The following is a 15421-nucleotide window of genomic DNA, read 5'->3' as shown; positions in this document are numbered from 1 at the left end:
CGGGGACTCCTCGTTCGTTACAGGTTAGCGGTCAGCCAGAACAGACTGCCCGGATCACAGCAGGTTCCCGACGATAAAGCGCAGCCCCACCAGTGCCAGGAAGACCGCGAAAATCCGCCGCAGTACTGGCGCCGGCAAACTGTGGGCCCAGCGCGCGCCGAGCCGGGCGAAAAACGGGCTGGTCAGGACGATACCGGCAAAGGCTGGCAGATAGACAAAGCCCAGACTCCATTCGACCAGCCCCTCGTGCCCCCACCCCTCAATGACGTTGGTGAACGCGCCCATCAGCGCGATCGGCAGGCCACAGGCCGCCGATGTGGCGACCGCTTCCTGAATCCGCACATGGCGCCAGGTCAGGTAGGGCACCGTCAGGGTACCGCCGCCGATGCCGAAGATCGCCGATGCCCAGCCGATGACACCGCCGGCAACGCCCAGTGAAGGCGTGGAGGGCTCGGTTCCCGGGGTTTGCGACGGCTTGACACCGACGGCCATCTGCACCGCTACGACCAGCGCGAAACAGCCGATCAGCATCTGCAGCACCTCGCCCTCGAGCTGCCCGGCGGTCTTGACGCCGAGAAAGGCACCGATCAGGATGCCCAGCGCCAGCGGCCGGAACAGCGTCCAGCGCACGGCGCCGAGCCTGTGGTGCGCCAGTATAGAGCTGGCCGAGGTTACAACGATGGTCGCCAGCGACGTCGCCACCGCCATATGGGTCAGCACTTCGGGCGATATGCCCTGCAGGCCGAAAGAGAATACCAATACAGGAACGATCAGCAGACCGCCGCCGATGCCGAACAGGCCAGCCGTCACGCCAGCGGCGGCACCGAGCACCAGATACATCAGTAGGGTGAGTAGCATAAGGGGCATCCCTGCAACTGTCATGATAGAGTCAAAGGCGACTATAGTAGCCGATAAGCCCGCGCGATTGACCCCGCAATGAAATGAGATAACCGGAACCGACAGCACCCCATGTGCCTGATTACCTTTGCCTACCGCACCCATCCGCACTACAACCTGGTGCTCGTCGCCAACCGCGACGAGTTCTACCGGCGGCCGACCCAGCCCCTGGCTCCCTGGCCGGAACACCCGGGCCTTCTCGCCGGTCGCGATCTCGAGCTGGGCGGTACCTGGCTGGGCCTGCACCGCGACGGGCGCCTGAGCGCCGTCACCAACTATCGTGACGGCCGCCACCGCGAAACGGGCCTGCGCTCGCGCGGACACCTGACACGGGATTTTCTGCTGAACGGAGACACCGCTGAGGCTCAGAGCCGACAGCTCGAGAGGGAGGGCCCGGCCTTCGGCGGCTTCAACCTGCTGCTCGGCGACACCCGGGGGCTCTATTATCTGTCCAACCGGGGCCATGGACCGGAGCAACTGCGGCCCGGCCTCTACGGCCTGAGCAACGCCCTGCTCGATACACCCTGGCCCAAGCTGCAACAGGCTCGCCGCGCACTGGCCGACGCCCTGCATATCCCCGGCCTGGAAGCCCGGGCACTGGCCGAACTGCTGGCCGACCGCAACCTCGCCGCAGACCCCGACCTGCCGGAGACCGGCATCGGCCTGGAACGGGAGCGGGCCCTGTCCTCCTGCTTTATCCAGCTACCTGAATACGGCACCCGGGCCACCAGCGTGATCCTGCAGGATTACGACGGCAACACTCGCTTCTTCGAGCAGAGCTTCAACGCGAATGGACCGACCGGATTCCGCGACCATCGTTTCAGGATGCCGGTGATTGGTGCTGCAGGCGTGAAAATCGGTGTGGGAGCTCGCTCTGCGAGCGAATAATCGCCACAGCCCCATTCGCCCGGATATCGGGCTCCCACAAGAGCCCGGCCGAAGCGTTATCAGGTGCCGTCGGGAATGGACGGCCGGGTCAGCTGGCCGAGACCCAGCTCCTGCAGCGTACTGCGCAGCAGCAGATGAATCTCTTCGGCGTCGTCCATCTTGCGTATCTGGTCCAGCAATTCGCTGGCGCGGGCATAGCTGATGCCCCGGATCGCCGATTTTACCTTCGGCAGGTTGGTGGCATTCATCGACAGCACGTCATACCCCATCGCCATCAGCAGGATGGCGCCACCGGGATCGGCGGCCATCTCGCCGCAGATGGACACCGGCACATTCTCCTTGTGCGCCTCCTGGGCGATGTACTCCAGCGCCCGCAGCACCGACGGATGATAGGGCGCATAGAGCCCGGCCACCCGGGGGTTGTTGCGATCCACCGCCAGCAGATACTGGGTCAGGTCGTTGGAGCCGACCGAAATGAAGTCCACCCGCCGGGCAAAGCGTCGCACCTGGTAGACCGCCGCCGGCACTTCGACCATTACCCCGACCGGCGGCCGCTCGGTGATCATCCCCTCCTCGCGCAGTTCACGGACCGCGCGGTCGATCATGCGGTTGGCCTCGTCGACCTCGTGCACGCTGGTCACCATCGGCAGCATGATACGCAGATTGTCGAGCCCTTCGGCAGCCCTCAGCATGGCCCTGACCTGCACCAGGAAGATTTCCGGATGGTCCAGGGTCACGCGAATACCGCGCCAGCCGAGAAAGGGGTTCTCCTCCTTGATCGGGAAGTACGGCAGCGCCTTGTCACCGCCGATATCCAGGGTACGCATCGTCACTGGCCGGGGTGAAAAGGCTGCGAGCTGGGCACGATAGGTCTGCATCTGCTCCTGCTCGCTGGGGAAGAAGTCGCGCACCATGAACGGAATCTCGGTGCGATAGAGCCCGATGCCCTCGGCACCGCGCTCGAGCGAGCGCTCGACATCGGCGATCAGACCGGTATTGACCCAGAGCGGCATGCGGAAGCCATCGCTGGTTTCGGCCGGCTTGTCCCGCAGCTGTTCGAGGCCGGCGGCAACCTCCTGGTCCTCGCGAACGATCTCCTGGTAGGCCGCCTGCACTTCGTCGCTGGGATTGACATAGACCCGTCCGGAATAGCCGTCCAGGATCAGGGTCCGCCCCTCGAGCTGGGTATAGGGCAGATCCACCAGTCCCATGACCGTCGGAATGCCCATCGAACGGGCCAGGATAGCCGCATGGGAATTGCCGGAGCCATGCACCGAGACCAGGCCGGCAAGCTTGTCGGTCGGCACTTCGCCCAGCATCGCCGGCGTCAGCTCATCGGCCACCAGGATGGTATTGTCGGGGTATTCGATCTGGGACGGCGCCGCCTCCTGCATGTAGGCCAGCACCCGTCGACCGAGATCGCGAATATCGGTGGCCCGCTCGCGCAGATAGGGATCTTCCATCGCATTGAATTCGCGGACATGGGCCTTGACCACATCCCGCAGCGCCCCCTGGGCCCAGTTGCCCCGGCGAATGCGCTCGACCACCTCTCCGGCCAGCGCATTATCCTCCAGCATCCGCAGATAGACGTCGAACAGCGCCTGCTCTTCGTGCCGCAACCGTTTCGAAAGGCTGCGCCCGACGACTCTTATGTCGCGCCGTACCGCGGCCAGGGCCCGGTTGAACTGACGGATCTCGGCCTCGATATCGCCGGCGGGCCGGTCAGGCACCGCACTGAGGTCCGCTGGCGGCGTCTTGACGACACCGCTGCCGATGGCAACGCCGGACGCGGCCGGCACACCCTCGAAGCGACTCTCGAGAATCGTCTGGTGATTCTCGCTGACCATATGAATGGAGCCGGTGGCCTCGGCATGGGCAATCACCCCGGCCAGCTGCGCCGACACCGTGACCAGAAAGGCCTCTTCGTTCTCGTCGAAACGGCGGCGCTCCTTCTGCTGCACCACCAGAACGCCGAGCACGTCGCGCTGATGAATGATCGGCACGCCGAGGAAGGAGTGAAAGCGTTCTTCGCCGGTTCCCTGCAGATAGATGAAGGCGGGGTGACTCGCGGCATCCTCGAGGTTGATGGGTTCGGCGCGGGCGCCGACCAGCCCCACGATCCCCTCGGACGGCGAAAGACTGACCTTGCCGACAGACTCCTTGTTAAGCCCCTGGGTCGCCATCAGGGTATAACGCTGTTTCTTGGCGTCGAACAGGTATACCGAGCACATCTGAGTGCGCATCGCGCGCTGAATCCTGCGCACGATAAGATCCAGCACCGTATCCAGGTCCGGTGCTGCGCTGACCTCCTGTACGATCTTGCGCAGCGTCTCAAGCATCTCCCACCCCTGTGATCGTTATAATAATGAGCGCCGGACCGCGCCAGCGGGTCGGCCCTTGAGCCCGAGGACCCGGGACAGCACCCGGTCGCGGCTGCAGTCTGCATCCCTGCAGACTGCACCCTATCACATCAAGAGCCTTTCTCGCCCGCTCCCGTACGTTACCCGCCGTTATGCTGAGCGACGACTCGGGCCAGCTTGGGCGACAGTTCTTTCATCGCCTTGCGATAAACCTCCCGCTTGAATGAGACGACCTGCCCCAGCGGATACCAGTAGCTGACCCAGCGCCAGCCATCGAATTCCGGCGAGCTGGTATGGTCTATCGATACCGCATGGTCGCCGCTGAGCATTCTCAGCAAAAACCACTTCTGTTTCTGGCCGACACAAACCGGATGGGAATGACGCCGGATCATTCGCTTGGGGAGACGGTAGCGAAGCCAGCCGCGGGTGACCGCCACAACCTCGACGTCGGACGCTGACAGGCCGATCTCCTCGTGCAGTTCGCGATACATCGCCTCTTCGGGGGACTCGTCATCATTGATCCCCCCTGAGGAAACTGCCAGGCATCCTGCCCTATCCGTCTCGCCCAAAGGACCTGACCCAGCGAGTTCGCCAGAATGATGCCGACATTCGGTCTGAACCCGTCTGAATCAATCACTGTTGTTATCCTGATACTATTTGCTGCTATTGTTCCACACTTCGCGCCATCCGCAAACTCCGCTCAAATCAGGCAGTTCGCGGCGTTTGCATGACACTTGCCGGGCTTATATGCTGTGACGCACCGCAACCTCGGAGCGCCGCCTTGAGCCTCGCCATCTTCGATCTGGACAATACCCTGCTGAACGGCGACAGCGATCATGCCTGGGGCGAGTTCATCTGCGAACAGGGCATCGTCGACCCGCAGCGCTATCGCGAAACCAATGACCGCTTCTACCGGCAGTACCAGGACGGCAGCCTGGATATACTCGAATTCCTGAAATTCGCGCTGGAGCCGCTTTCCCGGCATTCGCCGCGGCAACTGGCGCAGTGGCACGACCTCTTCATGCGGCAAAAGGTGGCGCCGATGATGCAGCCCGGCGCTCTGCGGTTGCTCGACGCGCACCGGGCACGCGGAGACTTTCTACTGATCATCACCGCCACCAACCGTTTCGTCACCGCACCGATCGCCCGCAGGCTCGGTGTCGACGCCCTGCTGGCGACCGATCCCGCCATGGAGGCCGGGCGCTATACCGGCCAAGTCGAGGGCATACCCTGCTTCCGCGAAGGCAAGGTTGTACGGCTGCAGCAGTGGCTGCAGAAAACCGGCCAGGACCTGGCCGGCAGCCACTTCTACAGCGACTCCCACAACGACCTGCCGCTGCTGGAGCTCGTGGAACATCCGGTTGCCGTTGATCCGGATGAGCCCCTGAGACACACCGCGGTCGAACGTGGCTGGCCGGTAATCAGTCTGCGGGACTCGCAGGCGACATGAAACAGGCGCCTTGATTGACGGATAACGCATTTCGGTGCGTTACGCGGCCGCGCCGCTAACGGCACCCTACAAGACTACGCGGATAAATCGAAGGCACGGACGGGTGGGTAGAGCGATGCATCGCAACCAGCCGAAAGGTTTCGCACCTTGCATGGGCATCGCGAAACCGCCAGGGATGGTGGAAATCCTGAAAACGCAGGAGCAGTATTCAGGGAACCCGCCATATCGATCGCATTGCAGATCGATGGGTGTCGGCCGGCAGGACGTAGCCTGGAATGAGCCTGCGAATTCCGGGGAAGGGCTCATCCCAGCCTACGGGCAGGGATAGGTGAAGCGGCGGTGGATCGCCTCGATCCGCTCCAGTACCTCCTCGCTCAACTCGAGCTCCAGCGAAGCGATATTGCTGCGCAGCTGGCTCATCTTCGAGGCACCGATGATGTTGCTGCCGAGAAAAGGCCGGCTGTTGACGTAGGCCAGGGCCATCTGTGACGGCTCGAGGCCGGATTCCCGCGCCAGCGCGACATAGGCGGCGGTGGCGGCCTGCCCTGCGCCGTCAGATAGCGCTGGTAGTTCGGGTAGAGCTGCAGCCGGGAGCCTTCGGGGCGCGCGTCATCCAGGTACTTGCCACTCAGGGTGCCGAACGCCAGCGGCGAGTAGGCCAGCAGATCGACCTGCTCGCGCAGCATCACTTCGGCCAGCCCGACCTCCAGACTGCGGTTGAGCAGGCTGTAGGGGTTCTGTACCGAGACCACCCGGGGTAACCCGAGCCTCTCTGCGAGGTGCAGGAAGCGCATCGTCCCCCAGGCCGTTTCGTTCGACAGCCCGACATAACGCACCCTGCCGTCGTCGACCAGCTCCTTCAGCGCCGACAGCGTCTCTTCGATGGCAACACCGTCACTGCCCCCGGTCGCCGGATCATACCCCAACTTGCCGAAGAAGTTGGCCTGACGCTCCGGCCAGTGCAGCTGATACAGATCGACATAATCGGTCTGCAGTCGTTTCAGGCTCGCCTCGATCGCCTCGCGGATGCTGTGGCGGCCCAGGCCGACATCAGGCCGGATATAACGACACATCTCGCCGGGCCCCGTCACCTTGGTGGCCAGCAGCAGCTGCAGGCGGTTGCCGCGGGCCTTCATCCAGCGGCCGAGGATCGCCTCGCTCTCGCCCTGGTATTCGGGCGCGGTCGGCACCGGATACATTTCGGCGCTGTCGAGCAGGTTGATGCCGCACCCGACGGCGTAATCCAGCTGCTCCCAGGCCTCGGCCTCGCTGTTCTGACTGCCGAAGGTCATGGTACCCAGCGCGATACGACTGACCTTCAGATCGCTCCGGCCAAGCGTGCGGTACTGCATAAGCTGAACTCCTGGTGTTTCGGAATTCGGATTGGCCCCGCCACCCCGTTTCCTTAGCTGCCGGGCAGCACCCGGGCAAAGAACGCCTTGAGGTAATCGGTTTCCGGGATCGCGGGATGCAGCGGATGATCCGCGCCCTGGTGCCCCTGCTCGAAGATCTGGGCATTGCGGTCCAGCTCACGGCTGTTGCTGCGAATGATATCGATCAGGCGGTCGCGCTGAAGATGCATCGAACAGGAGGCCGAGATCAGGATGCCGTCCTTTTTCAGCAGCCGCATTGCGAAGTTGTTGATGCGCCCATAGGCCCGCTCGCCATTGCGAATATCCTTTTTCTTCTGGATAAAGGCCGGCGGATCGACGATCACCAGATCGAACTTTTCCTTCTCGGCCACCAGCGCCTTGCAGATATCGAATGCATCGCCGTGCAGCGGATCGAAGCGATCCTCCTTGCCGTTGATGCGGGCATTCTCCCGCGCCACTTCCAGCGCAAAATGGGACGCATCGACACAGCTGACCATCTCGGCACCCGCGGCGAGCGCCTGCACGCCCCAGCCTCCGACATAGCTGAACAGGTCGAGCACCCGCTTGCCGGACACCAGCTCCTGCATCCGCGCGCGATTGACCCGATGGTCATAGAACCACCCGGTCTTCTGCCCCCGCTGCAGCGGCGCCAGCAGCTCGACACCGTTTTCGGTCAGCGGGCAGAGCTCGGGAATGTCGCCATGCACCAGCTCGACATAGGTTTCGAGCCCTTCCATCTCGCGCATCTTGCCGTCGTTGCGCAGCAGGATCGCCTTGATATGGAACACCTTCTGCAGCGCCTCGACCACCTCGTCGATCACAGCCTCCATCCCGGCCGTCGAGACCTGCACCACGAAAACATCGTTGAAGCGGTCGATCACGAGCCCCGGCAGGCCATCCGACTCGCCGTAGACCAGGCGGTAGCAGGGATCGGAAAAGCAGAGTTCACGCAGCGACAGCGCCACCTTGATACGATGCACCAGCAGCGAGCGGTTGAGCGGATAATCGGGGTCGCGACTCACCAGACGACCGCAGATCAGCGTATTGGGATTGATATAGGCAACGCCGAGCGCCTTGCCTCGATCCGATTCGACCAGCACCTGTTCGCCGGCCGCAAACCCCTTCAGCGGCGTGCGATCGTTGTCCACCTCGTTGCTGTAGATCCAGAGATGCCCCCGCGCAGGCGTTTTTCGGCTCCGGGTTTCAGGGATAAGCGATTCAGGGACATATCAGTGGCCAAAAGTTCCGGTTTCTAAATGACTGTCCCGGCCAGCGGGCCGGGACAGCGCAATATTCCAACGACCGCTCTTCGGGTCCGATCAGGATTCGGACTCGCAGAGATCGGCGTAACCATCCGCATCGAGCAGATCGTCGAGCTCCGACGTATCGCTGAGCTTCAGCTTGAAGAACCAGCCGTCACCGTAGGGGTCGCTGTTGACCAGCTCCGGCGACTCCTCGAGATCTTCGTTGATTTCGATCACTTCGCCGGACAGGGGCGCATAGATGTCGGAAGCCGCCTTGACGGACTCGACGACACCGGCCTCGTCGCCGGACGAGAGTTCGGAGCCCACACCCGGCAGTTCGACGAACACCACATCCCCCAGCAAATCCTGGGCATGGTCGGTGACACCGACCGTCACGGTACCGTCGCTTTCGACACGAATCCACTCGTGACTGGCGACATATTTCAGCTCATTTGGGATGTCACTCATTTGTGCTTCCTACCCTTCTCGGACCAGGTGGTTTTATGATCGACCGGTGATACCGGATCGACAGCTGCAGTGCGGGAATCGACACAGGGGATTCCGTCACCCCGACTCAGCTCGGAACGTCAATTTTCACCAGTATAGACGCTTTGCCTAAAGCGCCAGCTGATATCGATTATTGCTACCGGAAACGCCGACGGGCGCCGCAGGCCGACAATGTAAAGCCTAACCGGGGGAAGATCAATCGCCGACCGGCCGATGCGCCCGGGCAGGAAGGTCGCCCGCCAGCCCCATCGCCGCCAGCACCAGGTGATTTTTCACCGGTCCCAGCCGGTCCAGGCAGCTCATCCCCAGGTTGCGCCCGAGAACCAGCAAAGGCTGCCGGCTGTCGAACAGGCGCTTGAAGCCTTCCATGGTCGCCGCCATCGACAGGTTGTCACCCTGGCGCCGACGCTGGAAGCGCCGCAGGATGCGCAGCGAACCCATATCATCGCCGCGCGTGACGGCTGCCAGCACCACTTCGGCCAACACCGCCGCATCGAGCAGCCCGAGATTGACTCCCTGACCGGCCAGCGGGTGAATGGTATGGGCGGCATCGCCGATGGCGGCAAAGGCCTCCTGGACATAACGCCTGGCATGACGCTGACGCAGCGGCACGCTGTAGCGGTTGTCGCTCCACAGGATCGCACCGAGGCGGTGCTCGAAGGCCCGCTCCAGCACGCGGCAGAAGTCGGCATCGTCGTATCCGAGCAACTCCCGCACATGCTCCGGCGAGGTGGACCAGACAATCGAGCTCAGGTGATCGTCACCGCCATCCTGCAGCGGCAGAAACGCCAGCGGGCCGTCGTCGGTGAATCGCTGCCATGCCGTTGCCCGGTTTGGCGCCTCGGTACGCACCGTGGTGACGACGGCATGGTGGCCATAATCCCACTCCCACATCGGCAGCGCGGCCAGTTGCCGCGTGCGCGACAGAGCGCCATCCGCCGCAACCACCAGCCGGGCCCGCAGCCGGTGCCCATCGGACAATTCCAGCTCGCGATACAGGCCGGCACCCGCGTCACGTGCTTCCGACAGGTTGCGGACCTCGACGCCGCAGCGCAGTTCGATCTGCGGCCGTTGCGCCAGGGCGTCACAGAGCCCGGCCAGAATCACCCGGTTCTCGACGATGTGGCCGAGACAGGCCTCATGCAGCTCGGCCGCACTGAAGTGGATATGCCCGGTCCCCTCGCCATCCCAGACATCCATATCGGTGTACGGAGACAGACGCAGCGCGGCCATGGCCGGCCAGGCCCCCACCGATTTCAGGATCTGTTGCGAGGCCACCGTCAGGGCGCTGACCCGGGGATCGAAACCGGCGCCCTGCTGCTCCCGGACCGATGCCACCTGCGCCGCAGGGTCCAGTTCACGGCTCTCCAGCAGCAGAATTTTCAGATCGCTGTCAGCCAGCGCCAGAGCGGCCGTCAGGCCCACCATGCCGGCACCGACGATTACCAGGTCGGCATCAAACTCCTGCATTCAAGGTTCCTCCGGCTGTGATGGCGGCCCGGCCGCCGCCAACGGTGCCTGCACCGAAAGCGACCCGATCGGCATTCTTTTCGCGCATTAGAAGTCTCCGGTCGATCCTGTACGCAGCTGCGGCGCAGGACTGTCGAGCCCCATGGCGCCGCGGGCAAAGAGGGTTTTGGCCGTGGGGCAGATATCCAGCAGCTGAAGCCCCAGATCACGCCCCATCGCCTGCAGCGGATTGGTACTGGAAAAAGTTTCATGGTCCGGTCGCTGAAGCCGATGGTGCGCTGCTGATCGCGACGCATCCAGTCGTGATAGGCCTGCAGCACGCCAAGATCGCCCAGCGGCCGGGTCCTGCGGCGCGCCTCGATCAGGTGGTCGGCCAGCGCCACCAGGCCGCGCAGTGCCAGGTTGTAGCCCTGTCCGGCGATCGGATGCAGCGCATGGGCGGCATTGCCAAGCACCACCAGCCCGGGCCGGACCTGCTCTTCGGCGAGCACCAGCTTGAGGGGATAGGCATGGCGCTCGCCGACCCCGACAAAGCGCCCGGCGCGATAGCCGAACCGCTGCTGCAATTGCTGCAGAAAGCGGGCGTCATCGACCGTCATCAGGGCGTCGATCGCTTCATCGGGCACTGTCCAGACCAGCCCACAACGGTGACGTCCCTGCTGATCGCCAAGCGGCAACAGAGCCATGGGCCCCTGGTCGGTGAAGCGCTCCCAGGCAATCCCCCGGTGCGGCCGGTCCGGACTCACATTGGCGATCAGCGCGTGCTGATCGTAGGTCTGATAGTGATAGCCGATGCCGAGGCGTTCGCGCAGTTCCGAACGTCCACCGTCGGCCATCACCACCAGGTCGGCGCCGATATGGCTGACACGCCCGTCCCGACTCAGGGTCACCGCCATGCGTTCGCTGCCGGGGCGAATCTCGGCCACTTCGGCCGGGCACAGGTAGTCTATGCGGGCGGCATCCGGCTGCTGCAGACGCTCCAGCAGCACCTGCCCCAGCCAGTGATTCTCGACCACGTAACCCAGAGCGGGCACCCGCCCTGCGCGGCCGACAGGCGGGTGGCGCCGAAATGACCGCGGTCGGACACATGTATCTGTTCGATCGGCGTGAGATGCCGGCGCAGCGTCGTCCAGATGCCCATGCGCTCGTAGGCGCTGCGACTGCCGTAGGCCAGCGCCGTGGCCCTGGCATCGTAACTGGGCTGATAGTCGAGCCCGTTGCGCCGCAGCGGCACCGGCTCGATGATCGCGATATCGAGTTCGAGGCTGTCGGCCACCGGCGCCAGCGCACAGGCGAGGCTGGCGCCGACCATGCCGCCGCCGACGATGATCAGGTCGTAATGCTCTTTCATCCGTCGCGCCGCGCACCCGCCATCAGGTTTTCGATTTCGGCCACGGTCTTCGGCACCGCCGCCGTCAGGACCTCGCAGCCCTTATCGGTGATCAGCACATCGTCCTCGATGCGGATGCCGATACCGCGCCAGCGCGACTCGACCGCCTCGTTATGGGGCGAGACATAGAGGCCGGGCTCGACCGTCATCACCATGCCGGGCTCCAGCGGGCGCCAGTCGCCGTCGACGCGGTAATCGCCGACATCGTGCACGTCCATGCCAAGCCAGTGCCCCAGGCGGTGCATGTAGAACTCCCGGTAGGCGCCCTGCTCGATCAGTTCGTCTGGCTCGCCCTGCAGCAGGCCGAGTTCGACCAGCCCCTCGGTCAGCAGCCGTACCGAGAGGTCGTGCACCTCGTTCCAGCGCACGCCAGGCCGGATCAGGTCGATACAGGCCAGCTGGGTCTTCAGCACCAGTTCGTACAACGCCTTCTGCTCGGGGCTGAAGCGGCCATCGACCGGGAAGGTGCGGGTGATATCGCCGGCGTAATAGTCCAGCTCACAGCCCGCATCGATCAGTACGAGGTCGCCGGCCCGCAACTCGTCGCGGTTCTCGGTATAGTGCAGGATGCAGCCGTTGGCACCGCCGCCGACGATCGAGGCGTAGGCCGGATGGCGACAGCCGTGAATCGCGAAATGATGCGCGATCTCCGCTTCCAGCTGGTATTCCGCCATGCCGGGCCGACAATACTGCATCGCCCTGACATGGGCGCGGGCCGAAATCTCGCCGGCGCTGCGCATCAGCTCGATTTCGGCCGGCGATTTGAACAGCCGCATCTCATGCAGCCACTGGTCCAGCAGCAGCAGCTCGGTCGGCGCCACCACCCCTGGCGGGCCTTGCCCCTGGTTGCATTGAGCCAGCCATGGACCTGCCGGTCGAAAGACGCATCGGCGCCGATGGAAAAGCAAATCCGCCTGCGGCCAGCGAGCAGTTCCGGCAGACGCTCGTCGATCTCGCCGACCGGATGCGCCTCGTCCGCACCGAAACGCTCGACGACACCGGCGGGGCCGGCGCGATAGCCGTTCCAGATCTCCATTTCCGGGTCCCGGTCCTGGCAGAACAGTACCGTTTCACCCTCGGGACGACCGGGAATCAGCACCAGCACCGCATCGGGCTCGTCGAAGCCGGTGAGGTAATAGAAGTCGCTGTCCTGGCGGAAAGGGTACTCGACATCGCGGTTGCGGCGCACCAGGCTGGCACCGGGCACGATGGCGACACTGTCCTGGGGCAGGCTCGCCATCAACTGGCGACGGCGGTCTGCGAACGCCTCGATCGGTAATCGCTTCAGTTTCATCAGTGCAGGGTCCGGGGCGCCGCCTCGGCGGCATCGTTGCTGTCCTCCGGCGCCTGATTGCATTCAGCAAACAGCATCAGCGCCGCCATCCGTACGTATTCCTGGACCTCCATCAGGTCCGCCTCGTTCTCGTCGCTGTCGTCGGCATCGGCCGCGACCTGGGCGATCTGGCCAAGATCGTTCAGCGCCTCGCGCGCCTCCTGCGACAGCGAGCTGTCGGTCTGCTTGCCGTAGTGGCCGAAGCCGCTGAGAAAGCCCTGGCACCAGCGTCCCAGTGCGCCGGCGCGCTGCGCCAGCAGCTGTTCGTCGTCGGGCAGCAGCGGCTCGAAGTCAAGATCCGTCGCTTCCAGCTGTTCCAGTGACAGGCGATAGAGCTCGAGCAGGCCCACCTTGGATGCTTCCTGGGCAAAGGCTCCGATATCGAGCAGATCGGCCGCCGCCTGCAGCCAGGCTGCCGGCTCCGGGCGCGCGCCGGCGGCCAGGCAGCCACAAAGCAGGCCATGAAGTTCGGACGGCGTCACCGCGAAGACCCCTTCGGTCACGAGCAGGTTGGCGATATCGTCGAAATCGGGATGGTTATCGGTATCTGACATCTTTACTCTTGATTCCAATCGGGTGCTTCATTGTCGCTGCTATCCTAGCAGCCCCTGCAAGTGAACTCTAACGATGTGAGTGGTTAACGTAGGGTGGAATGAGCGTGCGAATTCCACCGATGGCGTTGAAACACCGCAGTCAGACCACAACCGAACGATGGTGCCTCCGTGCAGAGATGGTGGTCCCGGTGGAATTCGGGCCTTCGGCACTCTCCCGAATGTTGCTCCTGCAAATTCAGGTTTCCCGCCATCCATGGCGGTCATTCCACCCTACGATTGACCCCCATTGGGGGGCTGTTAATATTGCCGGATTGACCATCTTGTCGGGACCGAGCATGAGCGACCACTATTTCAACGCACTGGAACGGAAAATCGATCAGTTGCTCGACCACTGCCACAGACTGGAGCAGGAGAATGAGCGCCTGCGTCAGCAGGAAGCTGTGCTCAAGGACGAACGGGCACGGCTTCTGCAGTTGAACGACCAGACCCGAAGCAAGGTCGAAGCGATGATTCAGCGACTCAAGGCACTGGAGCAAAATGCATGAGCAATAGCGAACCGCACAAGGTTACGATCCGGCTGCTCGACAAGGAATACATGATCGCCTGCCCCGATGGCGCCGAAGCGGAGCTGATGGCCTCGGCCGATTACCTCGACCAGAAGATGCGCGACATCCGCGGCAACGGCAAGACAGTCGGCCTGGAACGGGTCGCGGTGATGGCGGGGCTCAATATCGCCCATGAGCTGCTCAAGAGTCGCGAAGAAGGCCGCCAGCATATCGAAGACCAGATTCGCCGCCTTGGCCACAAGATCGATGCGTCGCTGAAGGCCAGCGCCCGTCCGGATGCGGAGCAAGACGACTGAAATTTCTTCATGCGAAAAAAATCGTTTATTTTTCAAACAATTGGATGCGCGCCTAGCAAAGTCGTCATAAATTTCAAGACCTGACATCTGCAAGCAAGCGCGTATAATGACTCTCACTCCCTGGGGTGTTCGCCAGTCGGTCACGTCCCTCGAGCCGATAAGCACACCTATGGAGGCTTTTTGGATTGCCGGTGAGCATGTCCGTTTAGCGGAAAGCCTGACGCAAACCAAGGCCGCCACCTTGAACCTTAGGGTTCAGGGCCACGACCGGTAACGGCACTCCGGGGAGCCCTTTCTGATCCTGTATCCATGTCCCAGAACGATCCGAAGCAACGCCAACAATTGCGCCGAGAGATGCGCAGCCGCCGACGCGCCCTGAGCGCACGCCAGCAACGCCGGGCCGCGCGCGCCCTGCTGCGCCAGCTCGACTCCCTGCCCCGCTTTCACCGGGCACGCAATATCGCGCTCTATCTGCCGAATGACGGCGAGATCGATCCAACCCCCTGATCGAATACTGCTGGAAACTGGGCAAGCGCACCTACCTGCCGGTACTGCACCCGATTCGCCACAACCGGCTCTGGTTCGTGCCCTATGGCCGAAACACCCCGATGCAGCGCAACATATACCGCATTCTCGAGCCCAAGATGGTGGCGGCACCGCGACGCCCGGCCTGGGGCCTGGACCTGGTACTGCTGCCGCTGGTCGCCTTCGACAGCAGTGGTGCACGCATGGGCATGGGAGGCGGCTATTACGACCGCACCTTCAGCTTCAAGCAGCGCAAGGGACCACGCGGACCGGCCCTGATCGGACTCGCGCATGATTTTCAGAGAGTCGAGAAGTTGCCCGTCGCAAGCTGGGACATTCCGCTTGCGGGCATCGTGACGGACGCAGGCCACTACGGGTTCTAGGCCAGGGATGGCCTGTGTACGGAAAATGCAGGAGCAATTTTCTGCCTGGGCCAGGGATGGCCTGTGTGCAGCAAATGCAGGAGCAATTTTCTGCCTGGGCCAGGGATGGCGGTCAGCCGTCCCGCCTCGATGCTGCGATCCGGCAGCAGGCCGCCTGCTGCCGCAATAGGGCGGGAACCGTCGCC

General features: G+C 63.5%; 11 protein-coding genes, 1 other RNA gene and 5 pseudogenes. 6 read left to right on the top strand and 11 right to left on the bottom strand.

Translation table 11 applies throughout. The annotated features are described in order from the left end of the window. Positions 1 to 54: 54 nt before the first annotated feature. A complete protein-coding gene (locus ACFQDL_RS13070) occupies positions 55 to 858 on the bottom strand; it encodes a sulfite exporter TauE/SafE family protein (RefSeq protein ID WP_379909394.1) in 804 nt (267 codons plus the stop codon). 111 nt (positions 859 to 969) lie between these two features. Between ACFQDL_RS13070 and ACFQDL_RS13065 the strand changes: the two genes are divergently transcribed. Further along, positions 970 to 1785: an NRDE family protein gene (locus ACFQDL_RS13065; RefSeq protein WP_379909393.1), complete on the top strand. Its 816-nt coding sequence runs from the start codon at positions 970 to 972 to the stop codon at positions 1783 to 1785. Positions 1786 to 1844: 59 nt separating this feature from the next. On the opposite strand, the gene ptsP is transcribed toward ACFQDL_RS13065, so the two are convergent. Then, positions 1845 to 4124, bottom strand: coding sequence for a phosphoenolpyruvate--protein phosphotransferase (ptsP, locus tag ACFQDL_RS13060; RefSeq protein WP_379909392.1), 2280 nt, complete (start codon positions 4122 to 4124; stop codon positions 1845 to 1847). A gap of 161 nt (positions 4125 to 4285) precedes the next feature. Beyond that, positions 4286 to 4782: pseudogene (rppH, locus tag ACFQDL_RS13055) on the bottom strand (RNA pyrophosphohydrolase). Between the two features lie 144 nt (positions 4783 to 4926). On the opposite strand from rppH, the gene ACFQDL_RS13050 reads away from it, so the two are divergent. Further along, positions 4927 to 5595 carry a histidinol-phosphatase gene (locus tag ACFQDL_RS13050; protein ID WP_379909391.1) on the top strand — a complete coding sequence of 223 codons (669 nt, stop codon included), beginning with the start codon at positions 4927 to 4929 and terminating at the stop codon, positions 5593 to 5595. Between the two features lie 312 nt (positions 5596 to 5907). Here the strand turns inward: ACFQDL_RS13050 and ACFQDL_RS13045 are convergent. The 8 genes and pseudogenes from ACFQDL_RS13045 to ACFQDL_RS13010 form a co-directional block, all read right to left on the bottom strand. Beyond that, a pseudogene (locus ACFQDL_RS13045) lies at positions 5908 to 6947 on the bottom strand (NADP(H)-dependent aldo-keto reductase). Positions 6948 to 7000: 53 nt separating this feature from the next. Next, positions 7001 to 8196: pseudogene (locus ACFQDL_RS13040) on the bottom strand (class I SAM-dependent rRNA methyltransferase). A 91-nt stretch (positions 8197 to 8287) separates the two neighbouring features. Further along, positions 8288 to 8680 (bottom strand): glycine cleavage system protein GcvH, encoded by a 393-nt coding sequence (gene gcvH / locus ACFQDL_RS13035; protein ID WP_379909390.1) that lies wholly within the window; start codon positions 8678 to 8680, stop codon positions 8288 to 8290. A 234-nt stretch (positions 8681 to 8914) separates the two neighbouring features. Continuing rightward, positions 8915 to 10189 (bottom strand): FAD-dependent monooxygenase, encoded by a 1275-nt coding sequence (locus ACFQDL_RS13030; protein WP_379909389.1) that lies wholly within the window; start codon positions 10187 to 10189, stop codon positions 8915 to 8917. Further along, on the bottom strand, positions 10162 to 11223 hold the full coding sequence (locus ACFQDL_RS13025) for an FAD-dependent monooxygenase (protein WP_379909388.1): 1062 nt from the start codon (positions 11221 to 11223) through the stop codon (positions 10162 to 10164). The genes ACFQDL_RS13030 and ACFQDL_RS13025 overlap by 28 nt, the downstream gene beginning before the upstream one ends. Next, positions 11136 to 11540 (bottom strand): Rossmann-fold NAD(P)-binding domain-containing protein, encoded by a 405-nt coding sequence (locus tag ACFQDL_RS13020; protein WP_379909387.1) that lies wholly within the window; start codon positions 11538 to 11540, stop codon positions 11136 to 11138. The genes ACFQDL_RS13025 and ACFQDL_RS13020 overlap by 88 nt, the downstream gene beginning before the upstream one ends. Further along, positions 11537 to 12873 (bottom strand): annotated as a pseudogene (pepP, locus tag ACFQDL_RS13015) (Xaa-Pro aminopeptidase). The gene ACFQDL_RS13020 and the pseudogene pepP overlap by 4 nt, the downstream one beginning before the upstream one ends. Then, the gene (locus ACFQDL_RS13010) at positions 12873 to 13466 is read right to left on the bottom strand and encodes a UPF0149 family protein (RefSeq protein WP_379909386.1); all 594 of its coding nucleotides are present in this window, start codon (positions 13464 to 13466) and stop codon (positions 12873 to 12875) included. The pseudogene pepP and the gene ACFQDL_RS13010 overlap by 1 nt, the downstream one beginning before the upstream one ends. Positions 13467 to 13801: 335 nt before the next feature. On the opposite strand from ACFQDL_RS13010, the gene ACFQDL_RS13005 reads away from it, so the two are divergent. From ACFQDL_RS13005 to ACFQDL_RS12990, 4 genes and pseudogenes are all read left to right on the top strand, one after another. Beyond that, complete coding sequence (locus ACFQDL_RS13005; protein ID WP_379909385.1) at positions 13802 to 14011, top strand: TIGR02449 family protein; 210 nt, start codon at positions 13802 to 13804, stop codon at positions 14009 to 14011. Then, positions 14008 to 14328 carry a cell division protein ZapA gene (locus ACFQDL_RS13000; RefSeq protein ID WP_379909384.1) on the top strand — a complete coding sequence of 107 codons (321 nt, stop codon included), beginning with the start codon at positions 14008 to 14010 and terminating at the stop codon, positions 14326 to 14328. The genes ACFQDL_RS13005 and ACFQDL_RS13000 overlap by 4 nt, the downstream gene beginning before the upstream one ends. A 114-nt stretch (positions 14329 to 14442) precedes the next feature. Further along, positions 14443 to 14620, top strand: a non-coding RNA gene (gene ssrS, locus ACFQDL_RS12995) — 6S RNA. Between the two features lie 17 nt (positions 14621 to 14637). Then, positions 14638 to 15236 (top strand): annotated as a pseudogene (locus ACFQDL_RS12990) (5-formyltetrahydrofolate cyclo-ligase). Positions 15237 to 15421: the final 185 nt, after the last annotated feature.

Source organism: Marinobacterium aestuariivivens, assembly GCF_042661465.1.
GTDB classification, from domain to species: Bacteria; Pseudomonadota; Gammaproteobacteria; order Pseudomonadales; family Balneatricaceae; genus Marinobacterium_A; species Marinobacterium_A aestuariivivens.
The sequence above is the reverse complement of the archived record's forward strand: the minus strand, read 5'-3'. Positions and strand labels throughout refer to the sequence as shown.

What these genes read in the sequence shown, in the direction of transcription:
- gcvH (WP_379909390.1), bottom strand. Translation starts at nt 8,680, where the DNA reads ATGAGTGACATCCCAAATGAGCTGAAATATGTCGCCAGTCACGAGTGG.
- ACFQDL_RS13005 (WP_379909385.1), top strand. Translation starts at nt 13,802, where the DNA reads ATGAGCGACCACTATTTCAACGCACTGGAACGGAAAATCGATCAGTTG.
- ACFQDL_RS13065 (WP_379909393.1), top strand. Translation starts at nt 970, where the DNA reads ATGTGCCTGATTACCTTTGCCTACCGCACCCATCCGCACTACAACCTG.
- ACFQDL_RS13020 (WP_379909387.1), bottom strand. Translation starts at nt 11,540, where the DNA reads ATGAAAGAGCATTACGACCTGATCATCGTCGGCGGCGGCATGGTCGGC.
- ACFQDL_RS13010 (WP_379909386.1), bottom strand. Translation starts at nt 13,466, where the DNA reads ATGTCAGATACCGATAACCATCCCGATTTCGACGATATCGCCAACCTG.
- ACFQDL_RS13030 (WP_379909389.1), bottom strand. Translation starts at nt 10,189, where the DNA reads ATGCAGGAGTTTGATGCCGACCTGGTAATCGTCGGTGCCGGCATGGTG.
- ptsP (WP_379909392.1), bottom strand. Translation starts at nt 4,124, where the DNA reads ATGCTTGAGACGCTGCGCAAGATCGTACAGGAGGTCAGCGCAGCACCG.
- ACFQDL_RS13000 (WP_379909384.1), top strand. Translation starts at nt 14,008, where the DNA reads ATGAGCAATAGCGAACCGCACAAGGTTACGATCCGGCTGCTCGACAAG.
- ACFQDL_RS13070 (WP_379909394.1), bottom strand. Translation starts at nt 858, where the DNA reads ATGCTACTCACCCTACTGATGTATCTGGTGCTCGGTGCCGCCGCTGGC.